We start from the raw sequence: 14,907 nt of genomic DNA, 5'->3' as shown, positions 1-14,907 counted from the left end.
AGGAGCCAGCTTGCTGGCGATCTGCCGCAAGGCGGCAGCAAAGTCAGACGACGCGGTGTGCCAGTTATTGCCAATCGCCAGCAAGCTGGCTCCCACGCACACCGCAAAACCGTGGGAGCTAGCTTGCTAGCGATCTGCCGCACAGCGGCAGCAGAACTAGACGGCGCGGTGTGTCAGATAACGCCAATCGCCAGCAAGCTGGCTCCCACACCGTGCGTGCTGGCGGGCAGCCGAGGTGGTTGCCCTGCCGCTCCACTTGCGCGCGATCCCCCAATCCCCCTAGGCTCTCCCGATCTTCATCGCGAGCATTCCCATGGACACACCACTCAGCCGTCGCGAACGGCTGCATATCGTCATTTTCCAGACCGACACACCCGCTGGACGGCGGTTCGACAAGACGTTGCTGGTCATCATTCTGCTCAGCCTGCTGGTCACCATCATCGACAGCATCGAGAGCATCCACCGCGAATACTCGGACTGGTTCGCCTATGTGGAGTGGGGCTTCACGCTGATCTTCGCCGTCGAATACCTGCTGCGCCTGTACTGCTCGCCCAGGCCCATGAAGTACGCGTTCAGTTTCTACGGACTGGTGGATCTGCTGGCGATCGTGCCCGGTGTGCTGGCGATCTACTACAGCGACGCCCAGTATCTGCTGATCGTGCGAATCATCCGTATGCTGCGGATTTTCCGCGTGCTCAAGCTGGGCAATTACCTGCGGCAGGCCAACTACCTGCTGGCGGCGCTGCGGGGGAGCAAGCAGAAGATCATCGTTTTTCTGGTTACCGTATCCACGCTGGTGACCGTTTTCGGCACGCTGATGTATGTGATCGAAGGCCCGCAGAACGGTTTCTCCAGCATTCCCAAGGGAATCTACTGGGCCATCGTCACTCTCACGACCGTAGGCTTCGGCGATATCGTACCCAAGACGCCGCTCGGTCAGATGCTTTCTTCGCTAGTGATGATCATCGGTTATTCGATCATCGCCGTGCCGACCGGTATCTTCACCGCTGAGCTGGCCAACGCCATGCGCGGCGAGCAACTGAAACACGACTGCCCGGTATGCGCCAAGAAATTCCACGAGCACGGCGCCGCTTTCTGTTCCCGGTGTGGCAATGCGCTGTTTGCAAAGCAGGAAAAACAGGCATAAGCAAAGATTTTTTCGGTCTTTAGCCGGTGCCGGCTCCGCGGCTATAGTCGCGGCCATAAGCCATCAATCCAACAATACTGACATCAAGGATTACGCAGTGAACAGATTCTTCGCCGCCTCGTTACTGGCCGCAGGCATGGCCATCGCCGGTGCCGCCCAGGCCGCCCCGCCGCTGTTGAACGTGTCCTACGACGTCATGCGTGATTTCTACAAGGACTACAACACGGCTTTCCAGAAACACTGGAAGGCCAAGCATGACGAAAACGTCACGGTGCAGATGTCCTTCGGCGGCTCCAGCAAGCAGGCCCGTTCAGTGATCGACGGCCTGCCGGCCGATGTCATCACCATGAACATGGCGACCGATATCAACGCACTGGCCGACAACGGCGAGCTGATACCCAAGGACTGGGTCAGCCGCCTGCCGAACAACAGCGCGCCTTTCACCTCGGCCACGGTGTTCATCGTGCGCAAGGGCAATCCCAAGGCGCTGAAAGACTGGCCGGACCTGATCAAGGATGGCGTGGAGGTCATCGTGCCCAACCCGAAGACCTCAGGCAACGGTCGTTACACCTACCTGTCGGCGTGGGGCTACACGCTCAAGAACGGTGGCGACGAAGCCGCCGCGCGCAAGTTCGTCGGCTCGCTGTTCGCCCATGTTCCGGTGCTCGACACCGGCGGCCGTGGCGCCACCACGACCTTCATGACCAACCAGATCGGCGACGTGCTGGTGACCTTCGAGAACGAGGCGGAAATGATTGCCCGCGAGTTCGGTCGCGACCAGTTCGAAGTGGTCTACCCGACCGTTTCAGCCGAGGCCGAGCCGCCGGTGAGCGTGGTAGACAAGGTGGTCGACAAGAAAGGTTCGCGCGCGCTGGCGGAAGGTTATCTGAAGTATCTGTGGTCGCCTGAAGGTCAGGAAATCGCGGCGAACAACTACCTGCGTCCACGCGACCCGCAAGTACTGGCCAAGTACAAGGATCGCTTCCCGAAAGTCGATTTCCTGTCGGTGGAAAAGACCTTCGGCGACTGGCGCACCGTGCAGAAGACCCACTTCGTGGATGGCGGCGTGTTCGACCAGATCTATCCGGCCAAGTAAGCCGTATCGCGCATCGCCAGCAAGCTGGCTCCTACAGTGCGGTCCGTAGGAGCCAGCTTGCTGGCGATAGGCTTTACTGACCGAACTTGCGTCCCAACCCTGCCGGGACGCCGCTGGAATCGGTCGATTCCCACGGGCCGTCCAGGCTGGTCGCCCAGCTCCAGCCGTTATCCCACTTGTAATAAGTACGCTGGCGGTAAAAGGTGTTCGGTTCCTTGTCCATCACGTAAACGCCCATCCGCGCGTCCCAATGACTGTCGCCGCCCGGCGGCGGCGCGAAGCTGGCTGAGGTCTTGGGTCCGCTCGAAGGCGCCTTGCTCGGAGCAGGCTGTGACTTTTTCGGAGTGGCCGGCGGTTGCCCGCCGCCCGGCAACGACTGAATCGGCTCCTGACTGCGCGGTCCGCGCGGGGTGGTGTCGGGTGGCTGTACCGCACAGGCACTCAGGCCAAGGACCATTCCCAACAAAGTGACGCGAGCGGTGCGATACATAGGCGATTTCTCTATCTGTCTGGACTGTCGATGGTCAGCGCCTGCCGGGCGGTCTCGTTGCTGGCAAGCGGCTGGCTGCTGCCGACCCATTCTCCGCGGGTCGGCTGACCAGCGCGGGAGATCCGCGCCATCAGTTGGACTTGCGCGAAACTGGACAGTTTCAGCTGCGGCATCATGGCGTCCGCATCGCCGAGTTCGACCTCGGCCGGCAAGTCGCCGACCGTGACCCGCTTCACCGCCAACGGCGCGGGCGGTCCGCCTACGGCGCGAGCAAAGATGAATACGCTATCACCCGGCAACACTTTGTCCCTGAGCGCAGGCGCCAGTTCGACCCGCAACCTGATGCTGGCCGGTTTAGTGGCGCTTTGCACAGGCTGACCACTCTGCTCCAGCTTCTCCCTCGCCCTGGCAATGCCGCCCTCCAGAGCCGAGCGCGACGAATCCTGCGCCGGCAAGGCCGCCAGCAGCCGGGTCCAGTACTCCACCGCCTCTTGATACCGCTGACCCTCGAATGCCGCGATCCCCAGCAGCCCCAGGCTGGTGACTTCCTTCGGATCGGCCTTGAGCGCCTCGTCGGTCAACGCCTGCACCTGCGGCGTGAACGACTTGTTGCCCGCGAAGTACAGCGACTGCGCCCACTGCCCGAGCAGTTCCGGCTGCCGCCCGGCCAGGGTCACGGCGCGTTCGAAGCCCCGCGCGGCATCCGCCGGCCGGTCCTGGGTCATGTAACTGCGGGCCAGGAAATACCAGCTTTCGGCCGAGTCCGGCTGAGCCTTGACCGTGCGTTCCAGCCGGTGGGTGATGTCGGCCAGCGAAGTCGGCGGCTGGGCGAATTCGCGGGTCAGCTCAACCTTGTCGCTCGACCCGAGGTGCAGGTAAAGACCCAACCCCATCAGTGGCACCAGCAACGCGGCCAGAATCGGCAGCAGCTTGCCAAGCCCGGAGGCGCGAGCCTGCGCCGCGCCGGCAGTGTCGGCCAGCAGTTCGCGGGCCGCTTCGGCGCGTCCGCTTTCCACCTGTTCGGCGCTGAGCACGCCCTCATCGTGCTGGGCTTGCAGCTCGGCCAGACGTTCCTGATACAGAGTGACATTGACGGCTTCACGGTCTTGCTCGGCGTGAGCGCGATGGCCGCGCAGGACAGGAACCAGCAGAAAACTCAGGGCCACCAGAAGCAGCAGGCCGATGGCCATCCAGAAATCGATCATTCTCGGTTCTTATCCAACAGTTGGGTGAGGCGCTGGCGCTCCTCGGCGGAAAGCGGATCGATGGGTCCGCCACTGGCGCGACGGCGGCGCCCGACGATCACCCCGATGACCACCAGCCCGAGCACCAGGAAGGCTCCCGGGCCGAACCACAGCAGCCAGGTGCGCGAATTCAGTTCAGGCTTGTAGCGCACGAACTCGCCGTAGCGGTCGACCATGAAGTCGATGATCTGCCGGTTGCTCTGGCCTTCGCCAAGCATCCGGTAGATTTCCTTGCGCAGGTCGGCGGCGATTGGCGCGTTGGAGTCGGCGATGTCCTGGTTCTGACACTTGGGGCAGCGCAGCTCGCGGGTCAACTCGCTGTAACGCGCGCGCTCGGCCTCGTCGCGAAACTGATAGGCATCGATGGCGGCCTGGGCCGTGCCGAACAGGCTCGTGCCCAGCAAGACAGCGAACAACCAGCGCTTCATGGCTTGCTCCCCGGCTCGCCGGCTTCGTCCACCAGCGCCTGATACAGGCCGGCGAGTTTTTCGCGCCAGACGGTGTCGTCGATCACGCCGACATACTTGTGACGAATGACGCCCTTGCTGTCGATCAGGAAGGTCTCAGGCGCGCCATACACGCCCAGGTTGAGACCCAGAGAGCCCTCTTCATCGCGAATATTGAGCTGGTACGGGTCGTGGAACTCCTTGAGCCACTTGAGCGCGTCGGCGTTGGTGTCCTTGTAGTTGACGCCGTAGATGCGCACGCCCCGCTCCGCCAGACGGTTCAACACCGGATGCTCGGCGCGGCAGGCAATGCACCAGGTCGCCCAGACGTTGACCAGCGCGGGCTTGCCCAACAGGTCGGCGCGGGTCAGCAGCTTTTCACTCTGCACTTCGCGCAGGGAGAATTCGGGAAAGGGTTTGTCGATCAGCGCCGAGGGCAGCTCGGCGGGGTCCAGGTACAGTCCCCGGTACAGGAAAACCGCGACGGCGAGAAAGATCACCAGCGGCACAGCCATCATCCAGCGTTTCATGCCACGGCCTCCGCTGCGTCGATCGATTCGCGCGCCCGGCGCTCGGCTTTTGCCCGATAACGCCGGTCCAGCGCCGCGAGCGCGCCGCCCAGGCCGGTCAGCAGCCCACCGAGCCAGATCCAGCGCACGAAGGGTTTCACGTGGATGCGCACGGCCCAGGCACCTTCGCCCAGCGGCTCGCCCAGCGCGACGTACAGATCGCGGGCAAAGCCGGCGTCGATGCCCGCCTCGGTCATCATCGATTGCTGCACGCTGTACAGGCGTTTTTCCGGATGCAGGACGCTCGACACTTCGCCGTCGCGCAGGACCCGGATCGTGCCGCGGTCGGAGGTAAAGTTCGGGCCCTGGTAATGGCGGGCGCCTTCGAACACGAACTGATAGCCGCCCAGCTCGGTGGATTCCCCGGGCGCCAGCCGCAGGTCGCGCTCGGCGCTGTACTGGCTGGACAACACCACACCCAGCGCGCAGACGGCAATGCCGATGTGCGCCAGTTGCATGCCCCAGTAGCTGCGGCTCAACCCACGCATGCCCTTGAACAGCCCTTTGTGCCGGGTCTTGTCGAGCAGGTCGCGGACACCGGCCAGCAGCACCCAGGCCGCCAGCATCACAGTTGCCAGCACCGCCCAGTTGAAGTCGCCCATCAGCAGGCCCATCAGTACCGCCAGTGCCGCGCTGCCCAGCAGCACCGGCGTCAGCATGCCGAGCAGCCATTTGATCGGGGTATCCTTCCAGCGCACCAGCACGCCGACTGCCATCACCACCATGAGCAATGCCATCAGCGGCACGAACAAAGCGTTGAAATACGGCGGACCGACCGACATCTTCGCGCCGCTCAGCGCATCCAGCACCAGCGGGTACAGGGTGCCCAGCAGGATCATCGAAGCGGCGACCACCAGCAGCAGGTTATTGCCCAACAGGAGGGTTTCCCGGGACCAGAGTCCGAAGCCGGTCTGGCTCTTGACCACCGGCGCGCGCACGGCGAACAGCGTCAGCGAACCACCTACCACCACCAGCAGGAACGCCAGTATGAACACGCCCCGCGCCGGGTCGGACGCGAACGCGTGCACCGAGGTCAGCACGCCGGATCGCACCAGGAAGGTTCCCAGCAGGCTGAGGGAAAATGCCGCGATCGCCAGCAGCACTGTCCAGCTCTTGAAGACCCCGCGTTTTTCCGTGACCGCCAGCGAGTGGATCAGCGCGGTGCCCACCAGCCAGGGCATGAACGAGGCGTTTTCCACCGGATCCCAGAACCACCAGCCGCCCCAGCCCAGTTCGTAATAGGCCCACCAGGAACCCAAGGTGATACCAATGCCCAAGAACGCCCAGGCGACGATGGTCCAGGGCCGCGACCAGCGTGCCCAGGCCGCGTCCAGTCGTCCGCCCAGCAGCGCGGCGATGGCGAATGCGAAGGCCACGGAAAAACCGACGTAGCCCATGTACAACATGGGCGGGTGCACGATCAGGCCGATGTCCTGCAACAGCGGGTTGAGGTCACGACCGTTGGCAGGAACTTGCGGCAGGATGCGCGAGAATGGATTGGAGGTCAGGATCAGGAACGACATGAAGCCGACGCTGATCATGCCCATCACCGCCAGCACCCGGGCCAGCATCGTTTGCGGCAACTGCCGGGAAAAGATCGACACCGCAAATGTCCAGCCGCCCAGGATTAAGGCCCAGAGCAGCAAGGAACCTTCGTGCGCGCCCCACACGGCGCTGAATTTGTAGTACCAGGGCAGCGCGCTGTAGGAGTTTTCCGCGACGTAGGCGACCGAGAAGTCATCGGTCATGAACGCCTGGGTCAGGCAAGCGAAGGCGAACGCCAGAAACGCGAACTGTCCCCAGGCGGCCGGGCGAGCGAGGCTCATCCACAGGCGGTCGCCGCGCCAGGCGCCAATGAGCGGGACGCTGGCCTGCACGACGGCGAAGCACAGCGCCAGAATCATGGCCAGATGGCCGAGTTCAGGAATCATGATCAACCCTGCTTCGATGGTGGGGTGGCCGGCGCCGTCTGGCCGCTGTCCTTGAGCGCCTTGGTCACTTCCGGCGGCATGTACTTCTCGTCGTGCTTGGCCAGCACTTCATCGGCCACCACGACGCCGTCGGCGTTGAGCTTGCCCAGGGCGACAATGCCCTGCCCTTCGCGGAACAGATCCGGCAGGATGCCTCGGTAGGCGATAGTCACCGACCGGTTGAAGTCAGTCACTACGAAGCGCACGTCCAGCGAATCGGCGGAACGCTGCAGCGAACCCTGCGCCACCATGCCTCCAGCGCGGATGCGGGTGCCGAGCGGCGCCTCGCCATTGGCGATCTGGGTCGGGGTGTAGAACAGGTTGATGTTTTCCTTGAGGGCGCTCAACGCCAGGGCCAAGGCAATGCCGACGCCGACCAGAATCGCGAGGATGATCAGCAGGCGCTTTTTGCGCGCAGAGTTCACTTGGAAGTCTCCCGGCGCAGACGACGCGCCTCTTGTTGCAGATGACGCCGACGCGCCGCAAGCGGCATCGCCACGTTGATGACCAGCACCGCCAGGGCGATGGCGTAGGCCGACCAGACGAACAGGCCGTGACGCCCCATCGCCAGAAAATCGCTGAACGACTCGAAACTCACCGCTGATTCTCCCTGGTCCCATTCAGGCTGTGTTCCAACTCGGCCCTGACCCATTGGGTGCGCGCTTCGCGCTTGAGCACTTCCAGGCGCATGCGCAACAAAAGCACGGCGCCGAAGAAGCAGTAGAAGCCCAGCGTCGTGAACAGCAGCGGCAGCCACATGTCGGCGGGCATGGCCGGTTTTTCGGTGAGGGTGAAGGTCGAGCCCTGATGCAGAGTGTTCCACCACTCCACCGAATACTTGATGATCGGAATGTTCACCACGCCGACGATTGCCAGCACCGCGCAAGCCTTGGCTGCGCTGTCGCGATTGCTGATGGCGTTGCCCAGCGCGATCAGGCCGAAATACAGGAACAGCAGGATCAGCATCGAGGTCAGCCGCGCATCCCACACCCACCAGGCACCCCAGGTCGGCTTGCCCCAGATGGCGCCTGTGACCAGCGCCAGCGCGGTCATCCAGGCTCCCACGGGTGCGGCGCTCTGTAGGGCGACGTCGGCTAGCTTCATTTTCCAGACCAGCCCGACCACGCCGCATACTGCCAGCATCACGTAGCAGGACTGCGCCAGCATGGCGGCAGGTACGTGGATATAGATGATCCGGAAGCTGTTGCCCTGCTGATAGTCCGGCGGCGCGAACGCCAGCCCCCAGATGATGCCGACGAGCAGGAACACTGCTGCCAGCGCGCTGAGCCACGGCAGGAACCGCGCGCTGGTGGCATAGAACCATTTGGGCGAGCCGAGTTTGTGAAACCAGGCCCAACTGATGCGGCTTTTGATCAGGTTGCTTTTCATCACGGTGCATCCAGGGTTTTGCGCGGGATCGGTGTCGTATTGCAGACAGCTGCGTCCCGCAACCTCAATTATTCGCCGACGCTGATCTTCAGGCCAGCGGCTATGGCAAAGGGTGTCAAAGTCACCGCCAGGGCGGTCAGGCTTCCGAGCCAGAGCAGATAGCCCGCGGTCGGCATTCCTTGCAGCGCCGCTTGCAGTGCGCCGCTGCCCAGGATCAACACCGGGATGTACAGCGGCAGAATCAGCAGCGCCAGCAACAGCCCGCCCCGCTTGAGACCGACGGTCAGCGCGGCGCCCACCGCCCCGAGCAGGCTCAGCACCGGCGTACCCAGCAGCAGAGACACCAGCAAGACCGGCAGACAGCGGGCCGGCAGCCCGAGCATCAGGCCCAGCAGCGGCGCGAGAAGCACCAGCGCCAGACCCGAGAAGACCCAGTGCGCGAGCACCTTGGCCAGCACCAGGACAGGCAGGGGATGGGGCGAAAGGACCCATTGTTCGAGGGAGCCGTCTTCGAAATCGCTGCGAAACAGGCCGTCCAGCGACAGCAGCACGGCCAGCAGAGCCGCGACCCACACGAGGCCCGGGGAGAGGGTCTGCAACAATTGAGTCTCCGGCCCGACGGCCAAAGGGAACAATGCAATCACGATAGCGAAAAAAACCAGTGGGTTCGCCAGCTCCGCCGGACGGCGGACCAGCAGCCGCGCTTCACGGACCAGCAGCAGGGTAAAGACATTTCTCATACCGGCCACTGCCCCAGATCAAGATCCCGATAAGCCGCAGGCTTGTGCAGCAGGCTGTGGTGAGTGGTCAGGACGACCACGCCGCCGCGCTCGCAATGCGCTGCCAGATGCGTTTCGAGCTGAGCGACGCCTTGCTTGTCCAGCGCGGTGAAAGGCTCGTCCAGAATCCAGATCGAGGGGCCGGGCAGATACAGTCGGGCCAGCGCGACGCGGCGCTGCTGACCGGCCGACAGGGTATGGCAAGGCACATCCTCGAAGCCGCGCAGCCCCACGGCTTCAAGCGCCGCTTCGGTATCCGCGTCGGCCACCGGCTGGTGCAGCGCGCAGAGCCAGGACAGGTTCTCGGCCGGCGTCAGCAACTCCTTGATGCCCGGCGCATGGCCGATCCACAGCAGATGACGGGCCAGTTCGACACGCTGTTCGCTCAATGGACGGCCATCGAGCAGCACCTGACCCGCGGTCGGCTGCATCAACCCGGCCAGCAGCCTGAGCAGACTGGTCTTGCCGCTGCCGTTGGGGCCGCTGATCTGCACCATGTCGCCCGCGTCCAGGCGCAGATCCAGGTCTTCGAACAGCACCCGCCAGTCCCGTTCGCAACACAGGGCAGCGGCTTGCAGTGTGGGTGTCGCACGGGTCATCAGGGTTTCCAGAACGGCATCGAGCGCTCGCAAGGTACGCGGTGCGCAGCATGAATCAGGCAGCAGGCGGTTCAAGTCAGGATTGAAACGGCCGTTACATTGGTGCAACTTCGTTGCGTCCGGCCATTGCAAAATGGCCAGCATTATACATGTATGCCCTGCTCCGGACGGGGCAAACTTGCTCAGGTTCATGCAAATGACAGGTGACATCACCAGCGTTCCCGCCGCCGTGCCCTCGACGGCCCAATTGCGCGCCAGTCTTGCTCAGGCCCAGGTGCTCGCGCTGCTGCAAGCCGCGCCCAACCTGGTGCCGAAGGGGCAGACCGTGGATGCCGAAGTCGTCGCCCTCAAGCAGGTCGAGCAGAACTTTCAGCTGCTGCTCAGGCTGATCACTGCCAATGGCATCCAGACCAGCCTGCCGGTGATCAGCGCCCTGCCCTTCACGCCGGGCACCAGTCTGCAAGTGGCGCAAGCATCGCCCAACGAGCTGACGCTGACCCTGCAACAGATCAATACCGCGTTGAAAAACTCGCTGACCAGCATCGATACCCGGCAACTGCCCGTGGGCACCTTGCTGCAGGGCAAGGTCATGACCAGCCAGGTCATTGCGCAGATACCCGACCTGCTCGCCGGCCAGCCGGCCTCGTCGCCGGTCTACCGTTCCATGGTGATGCTGCTCAATACCGCACAAGCCGGAATGACCCTGACCATCGACAGCCCGCAGCCGTTGACCGTCGGTAGCCTGTTGAGCGCGCAGGTTCAGGGCAATCAGGCGCTGAGTTTCGTGCCCCTGCCCGGGCGCCTCGACCAATTGGCAGTCGCCCAGCAACTGGCCACCCAGCAGAACCGGCAGGGCTCGTTGGAAACACTGTTGAACGCGCTGCAAAACCTGCCGCGCAACAGCCCGGCGATTGGCGCGCCGCTCCAGGCTGGCATCGACCAATTGCTGGCGAGCCTTCCCGATCTGAAGCAGATGACCAGCGCCTCCGGCGTGGCTCAGGCACTCAACGCCAGCGGTGCGTTCATGGAAGCGAGGTTGCTGGCGGGGCTCAACCCGTTGCAGACGCCGGACCTCAAGGCCAACCTGATGCGCCTGATCGCGCAGATCATGCCGGGTCTGCCGGACAACGCGTCCTATGGCGCGGCCGCCGCCTCGAATACCCTGGCGCGGGCCATGCCCGGCATGTTGCGCAGCGCGCTGGGCACTCTGGGCATGGTTGCACCCCGGACACCGCCCGGCGCGTTTCCGCTGCCCGCGCGCAATGTCGGGGGGGGTGAAAAGGAAGAGGATCTGGAACTGCTGCTGAAACTGGCCGCCGCGGCGGTTTCCCGGTTGCAGAGTCATCAGCTGGGGGGCCTTGAACAGACCCGGGTCAATGCCGAGGGTAATCAGGTCACCACCTGGCAGAGCGAAATTCCGATGCGCAACGCGCATGACATCGTGCCATTGCAGGTCAAGATCCAGCGTGAAGATACGCCTGGGCAGAACTCATCCGAGGCGGAGCACGACAGCGGCGAAAGCCCGGAGACTCGCGAGAAAATCTGGAGGATCGAACTGGCATTCGACCTGGAGCCGCTGGGACCCTTGCAGGTTCAGGCGCAACTGCTGCGTGGCACCTTGTCCAGCCAGTTATGGGCGCAGCGCCCGGAAAGCGCGGCATTGATCGGCCGGGAGCTGGACCATTTGCGGGATAGACTGCTGGCCTGCGGTCTGGCGGTCGGTGAACTGGCCTGCAACCACGGCGCGCCGCCGCAAGGCCCGCGCACGACCCTCGAACAACGCTGGATCGACGAGAACGCCTGATGAACCCTTCCGACAGCACGCCCCGCCAGGCCATCGCCCTCACCTACGACGGCCAGCGCGCCCCGACCTTGAGCGCCAAGGGAGACGATCAACTGGCCGAAGCCATTCTGGCGATTGCCCGGGAATACGAAGTTCCGATCTATGAAAATGCCGAGCTGGTCAAACTGCTGGCGCGCATGGAGCTGGGCGACAGCATTCCCGAAGCGCTGTATCGGACCATCGCCGAAATCATCGCTTTCGCATGGCATCTCAAAGGCAAATTTCCCGTCGGGCAAGACCCGAATGCACCGCCGGTGGAACGGGATATCACCCCAAAGCACTGACTTACCTGTAGGAGCCCGCTTGCTGGCGATCTGCCGCAGCGCGGCAGAAGGGATTGCTGCGGCGTTTCAGGTACAACGCGTGAACCTTCATCGCCAGCAAGCTGGCTCCTACAGAGTTCGTGGCGCACGCGGACCTCGTGGGAGCCAGCTTGCTCGCGATCTGCCGCAAAGCAGCAGTAGGGATTGCTGCGGCGTTTCAGGCACAACGCGTGATCGTTCATCGCCAGCAAGCTGGCTCCTACAGCCGGTGATGTGCCTCTGTAGGAGCGAGCTTGCTCGCGATCTGCCGCACAGCGGCAGCAGGGATCGTCCCCCGCAGAAGCGCCGAAACGGCTTACCGCTGCGGGTTGCCGTGCAACTTGGTCATCAACTGGGCTTCGGCCTGGGTCAGGCCGCAAGACTGGGTGAGTTCTTCCACACTGGCACCCATGCCGACCAGACGCGCGGCCTGGGCGAAGGACAGCGTGGAGGGATCGCGTTGCTCCAGCGCCGTGACCTTGTCCGGCAGCGGAGCGACGATTGCACGCAGTTCATGCAGATCCTCGCCCATGCGCACCGTGCCGCTCTGATAGTTGTCCAGACGCCTGAACAGATCCTTGATCCGTTGATCGCGCTGGGCGCCGGCCTCGTCACGTTCGGCATCCAGCTTGCGCTGGCGCTTGATATGAGAGAGAAACAGCCCCAGGGTCACGGCCCAGAGAACGCCCAGCAATACGACAGCTACCTCAAGCATCAATCAGATATTCTCCAGCTCGGACCACTCTTCTTCGGACATCATCTTGTCCAGTTCGACCAGGATCAGCAGTTCGCCATTCTTGTTGCAGACGCCCTGAATGAACTTGGCCGACTCATCGTTACCCACGTTCGGCGCGGTTTCAACCTCGGACTGACGCAAGTAGACCACTTCCGCCACGCTGTCGACCAGTATACCGACCACTTGCTTGTCCGCTTCGATGATCACGATGCGGGTGTTGTCGCTGACTTCCACCGGCGCCAGGCCGAAGCGCTGACGAGTGTCGATCACAGTGACGACGTTGCCGCGCAGGTTGATGATGCCTAGCACGTAGCTGGGTGCGCCCGGCACCGGAGCGATTTCGGTGTAGCGCAGCACTTCCTGCACCTGCATCACGTTGATGCCATAGGACTCATTGTCCAGGCGGAAAGTGACCCATTGCAGAATAGGATCTTCGGAACCCTGTGCAGACGACTTGTTCATACCGCTAACCCCTCAGGTGTGTACTTGCGGGTGGCGCTCGGCGCCGGCCCATGATTATTTCGATTTGTTCAACTGCTTGACCGCGCCACTGGCAATCAGCTCGGCCAACTCCGATACATCCAGCAGCGCGCACATGTGTTCGATCACCGTGCCAGCCAGCCAGGGCCTCTGCCCTCTCTGGCTGCGCCATTTGATTTCGTTGGGGTCAAGGCGCAGCGATCGACTGACCTGATGCACCGCCAGCCCCCACTCGTACCCTTGCACCGAAATCACGTACTGCAATCCCTGTCGAAAATCGTCGCGGTAGCGGTCAGGCATGACCCAGCGCGCGGTATCCAGCACTTTCAGGTTGCCCGCCTGACACGGCAGGATTCCCAGAAACCAGTCCGGCTGGCCGAACAACGGCGTGAGTTCCTGGCCGGCCAATTGATAGATCGAGCCGAGGCAAACCAGCGGAACGGCCAGCGTCAGGCCCGCGACATCGAACAGCAGGCACTCGAACGGCTCGGCGGCCCACGCCGGACGACCTTCAAGGGTCGGCGGCGGCGTCGGAGTATTCTGCGCCACCGGCGCGCTCAGTTCGGCCAGCGGCTCGACCCGCTCCACCACTGGTGCCGGCAGATCAAGCGCGACGGGCTGCTCGACCACCACCGGTTTCGGCGCCGCTACAGGCGCCACAACAGGCGATGCGACTGGCGCGGCGACCGGCAACGGCGCAGAGACGACGGCCGCCATCGGCTTGACCTGCGCCTTGAGACGCTGGTCCATCGCCTGCTCTTCGAGCACGGCCGCCTGAAATTCGTCGACGCTCACGGACGGCTCTTCCAGCTCGGCCGTGGCGTCGTGCAGCAAGGCATCCAGATAGGACTGCAATGCCAGCTTGGGTCGTGTTGCTACTTCGATTGGGCGGTTCATGCCGGGACCCGAGAATAGTTGCAGCGAATGCCGCCTGAATGAGTTATCGGCCGCAGTGAGGTCCGACTTGAGCGAACCCCGATGAAAGAATGGACGCGCACGTCAGGCAACCTGAGCCGAAAGCTGCTCTGACAACAGGTGCTTGAGCAGCGCCCGATAGGCGATCACGCCACGGCTCTTCGGGTCATTCTGCGACGGCGTCATGCCTGCCCGACTGGCGTCGCGCAAACGCGTATCCACCGGCACATACGCCTGCCAGACATGCTCGGGAAAGGTATCGCGCAACAGTTTCAGGGTGCCCATCGACGCCTGGGTCCGCCGATCGAACAAGGTGGGCACGATGGTGTACGGCAAGGGCGTCTTGCGTGAGCGATTGATCATGGTCAGGGTGTTGACCATGCGCTCCAGACCCTTGACCGCCAGAAACTCGGTCTGCACCGGGACCACCAGCTGCTGGCTGGCCGCCAGCGCGTTGACCATCAGCACGCCCAGCAACGGCGGACTGTCGATCAGCGCGTAGTCAAAATCCTGCCACAGCTGCGCCAGGCTTTTCGCAACCACCAGACCCAGGCCGCTCTGGCCGGGCGACTGGCGCTCCAGGGTCGCCAGCGCGGTGCTGGAGGGAATCAGCGAAATGCGAGAGTCGCTGGTGGGCAGCAGCAACTGGCCGGGCAAGCCTTCCGGCACCTGCCCTTTGTGCAGGAACAGATCGAACGCGCTGTGCTCCAGTTCATCGGGATCGTGGCCGAAGTAGCTGGTCATGGAGCCATGGGGGTCCAGATCGACGACCACTACGCGCTTGCCGGCATCGGCCAGCAGGCCGGCCAGGGCGACGGTCGTGGTGGTCTTGCCGACTCCACCTTTCTGGTTGGCGACTGCCCAGACTCTCATTGAAGTTTTTCCTTGCGCACAACGACGTC

The 14,907-nt window shown here is 63.4% G+C and carries 18 protein-coding genes; 4 read left to right on the top strand and 14 right to left on the bottom strand.

Going from position 1 to position 14,907, the window contains the following annotated elements; translation table 11 throughout:
* Positions 1–313: 313 nt before the first annotated feature.
* Entirely contained in the window at positions 314–1,147 is an 834-nt protein-coding gene (locus tag TRP66_RS16045) for an ion transporter (RefSeq protein WP_333404499.1), read from the top strand.
* A 97-nt stretch (positions 1,148–1,244) separates the two neighbouring features.
* Positions 1,245–2,243, top strand: a complete 999-nt coding sequence (locus tag TRP66_RS16040; protein ID WP_333404497.1) for a sulfate ABC transporter substrate-binding protein — start codon at positions 1,245–1,247, stop codon at positions 2,241–2,243.
* 73 nt (positions 2,244–2,316) lie between these two features.
* Here TRP66_RS16040 and TRP66_RS16035 read toward each other — a convergent pair whose 3' ends face one another.
* The 10 genes from TRP66_RS16035 to ccmA form a co-directional block, all read right to left on the bottom strand.
* Entirely contained in the window at positions 2,317–2,733 is a 417-nt protein-coding gene (locus tag TRP66_RS16035) for a hypothetical protein (protein ID WP_333404495.1), read from the bottom strand.
* A gap of 11 nt (positions 2,734–2,744) precedes the next feature.
* Entirely contained in the window at positions 2,745–3,938 is a 1,194-nt protein-coding gene (gene ccmI / locus TRP66_RS16030) for a c-type cytochrome biogenesis protein CcmI (RefSeq protein WP_333404493.1), read from the bottom strand.
* Positions 3,935–4,405 carry a cytochrome c-type biogenesis protein gene (locus TRP66_RS16025; RefSeq protein WP_333404491.1) on the bottom strand — a complete coding sequence of 157 codons (471 nt, stop codon included), beginning with the start codon at positions 4,403–4,405 and terminating at the stop codon, positions 3,935–3,937. Before TRP66_RS16025 ends, ccmI begins: the two co-directional genes overlap by 4 nt.
* A complete protein-coding gene (locus TRP66_RS16020; RefSeq protein WP_333404489.1) occupies positions 4,402–4,953 on the bottom strand; it encodes a DsbE family thiol:disulfide interchange protein in 552 nt (183 codons plus the stop codon). The genes TRP66_RS16025 and TRP66_RS16020 overlap by 4 nt, the downstream gene beginning before the upstream one ends.
* Positions 4,950–6,923: a heme lyase CcmF/NrfE family subunit gene (locus TRP66_RS16015; RefSeq protein WP_333404487.1), complete on the bottom strand. Its 1,974-nt coding sequence runs from the start codon at positions 6,921–6,923 to the stop codon at positions 4,950–4,952. Before TRP66_RS16015 ends, TRP66_RS16020 begins: the two co-directional genes overlap by 4 nt.
* Before the next feature lie 2 nt (positions 6,924–6,925).
* On the bottom strand, positions 6,926–7,387 hold the full coding sequence (gene ccmE, locus TRP66_RS16010; RefSeq protein ID WP_333404485.1) for a cytochrome c maturation protein CcmE: 462 nt from the start codon (positions 7,385–7,387) through the stop codon (positions 6,926–6,928).
* Entirely contained in the window at positions 7,384–7,560 is a 177-nt protein-coding gene (gene ccmD, locus TRP66_RS16005) for a heme exporter protein CcmD (RefSeq protein ID WP_333404483.1), read from the bottom strand. Before ccmD ends, ccmE begins: the two co-directional genes overlap by 4 nt.
* Positions 7,557–8,351 carry a heme ABC transporter permease gene (locus TRP66_RS16000; RefSeq protein WP_333404481.1) on the bottom strand — a complete coding sequence of 265 codons (795 nt, stop codon included), beginning with the start codon at positions 8,349–8,351 and terminating at the stop codon, positions 7,557–7,559. The genes ccmD and TRP66_RS16000 overlap by 4 nt, the downstream gene beginning before the upstream one ends.
* Before the next feature lie 68 nt (positions 8,352–8,419).
* On the bottom strand, positions 8,420–9,091 hold the full coding sequence (gene ccmB, locus TRP66_RS15995) for a heme exporter protein CcmB (RefSeq protein WP_333404479.1): 672 nt from the start codon (positions 9,089–9,091) through the stop codon (positions 8,420–8,422).
* Positions 9,088–9,729, bottom strand: a complete 642-nt coding sequence (gene ccmA / locus TRP66_RS15990) for a cytochrome c biogenesis heme-transporting ATPase CcmA (RefSeq protein WP_333404477.1) — start codon at positions 9,727–9,729, stop codon at positions 9,088–9,090. Before ccmA ends, ccmB begins: the two co-directional genes overlap by 4 nt.
* Positions 9,730–9,925: 196 nt before the next feature.
* Here ccmA and fliK point away from each other — a divergent pair, with 196 nt between their 5' ends.
* Both fliK and TRP66_RS15980 read left to right on the top strand, forming a co-directional pair.
* Positions 9,926–11,533, top strand: a complete 1,608-nt coding sequence (gene fliK / locus TRP66_RS15985) for a flagellar hook-length control protein FliK (RefSeq protein WP_333404475.1) — start codon at positions 9,926–9,928, stop codon at positions 11,531–11,533.
* A complete protein-coding gene (locus TRP66_RS15980) occupies positions 11,533–11,856 on the top strand; it encodes an EscU/YscU/HrcU family type III secretion system export apparatus switch protein (protein WP_333404473.1) in 324 nt (107 codons plus the stop codon). The genes fliK and TRP66_RS15980 overlap by 1 nt, the downstream gene beginning before the upstream one ends.
* 334 nt (positions 11,857–12,190) lie before the next feature.
* Here the strand turns inward: TRP66_RS15980 and TRP66_RS15975 are convergent, their stop codons facing one another.
* The 4 genes from TRP66_RS15975 to TRP66_RS15960 form a co-directional block, all read right to left on the bottom strand.
* Positions 12,191–12,592 carry a DUF2802 domain-containing protein gene (locus TRP66_RS15975; protein WP_333404471.1) on the bottom strand — a complete coding sequence of 134 codons (402 nt, stop codon included), beginning with the start codon at positions 12,590–12,592 and terminating at the stop codon, positions 12,191–12,193.
* Positions 12,593–13,072, bottom strand: coding sequence for a chemotaxis protein CheW (locus TRP66_RS15970; protein WP_003370201.1), 480 nt, complete (start codon positions 13,070–13,072; stop codon positions 12,593–12,595).
* 54 nt (positions 13,073–13,126) lie between these two features.
* Positions 13,127–13,987 (bottom strand): CheW domain-containing protein, encoded by an 861-nt coding sequence (locus tag TRP66_RS15965; RefSeq protein ID WP_333404433.1) that lies wholly within the window; start codon positions 13,985–13,987, stop codon positions 13,127–13,129.
* A 102-nt stretch (positions 13,988–14,089) separates the two neighbouring features.
* Positions 14,090–14,878 carry a ParA family protein gene (locus tag TRP66_RS15960; RefSeq protein ID WP_333404431.1) on the bottom strand — a complete coding sequence of 263 codons (789 nt, stop codon included), beginning with the start codon at positions 14,876–14,878 and terminating at the stop codon, positions 14,090–14,092.
* Positions 14,879–14,907: the final 29 nt, after the last annotated feature.

It is taken from the genome of Pseudomonas sp. JDS28PS106 (assembly GCF_036706555.1).
Lineage (GTDB): Bacteria > Pseudomonadota > Gammaproteobacteria > Pseudomonadales > Pseudomonadaceae > Aquipseudomonas.
This window is presented reverse-complemented; position numbering and strand designations above follow the sequence as displayed.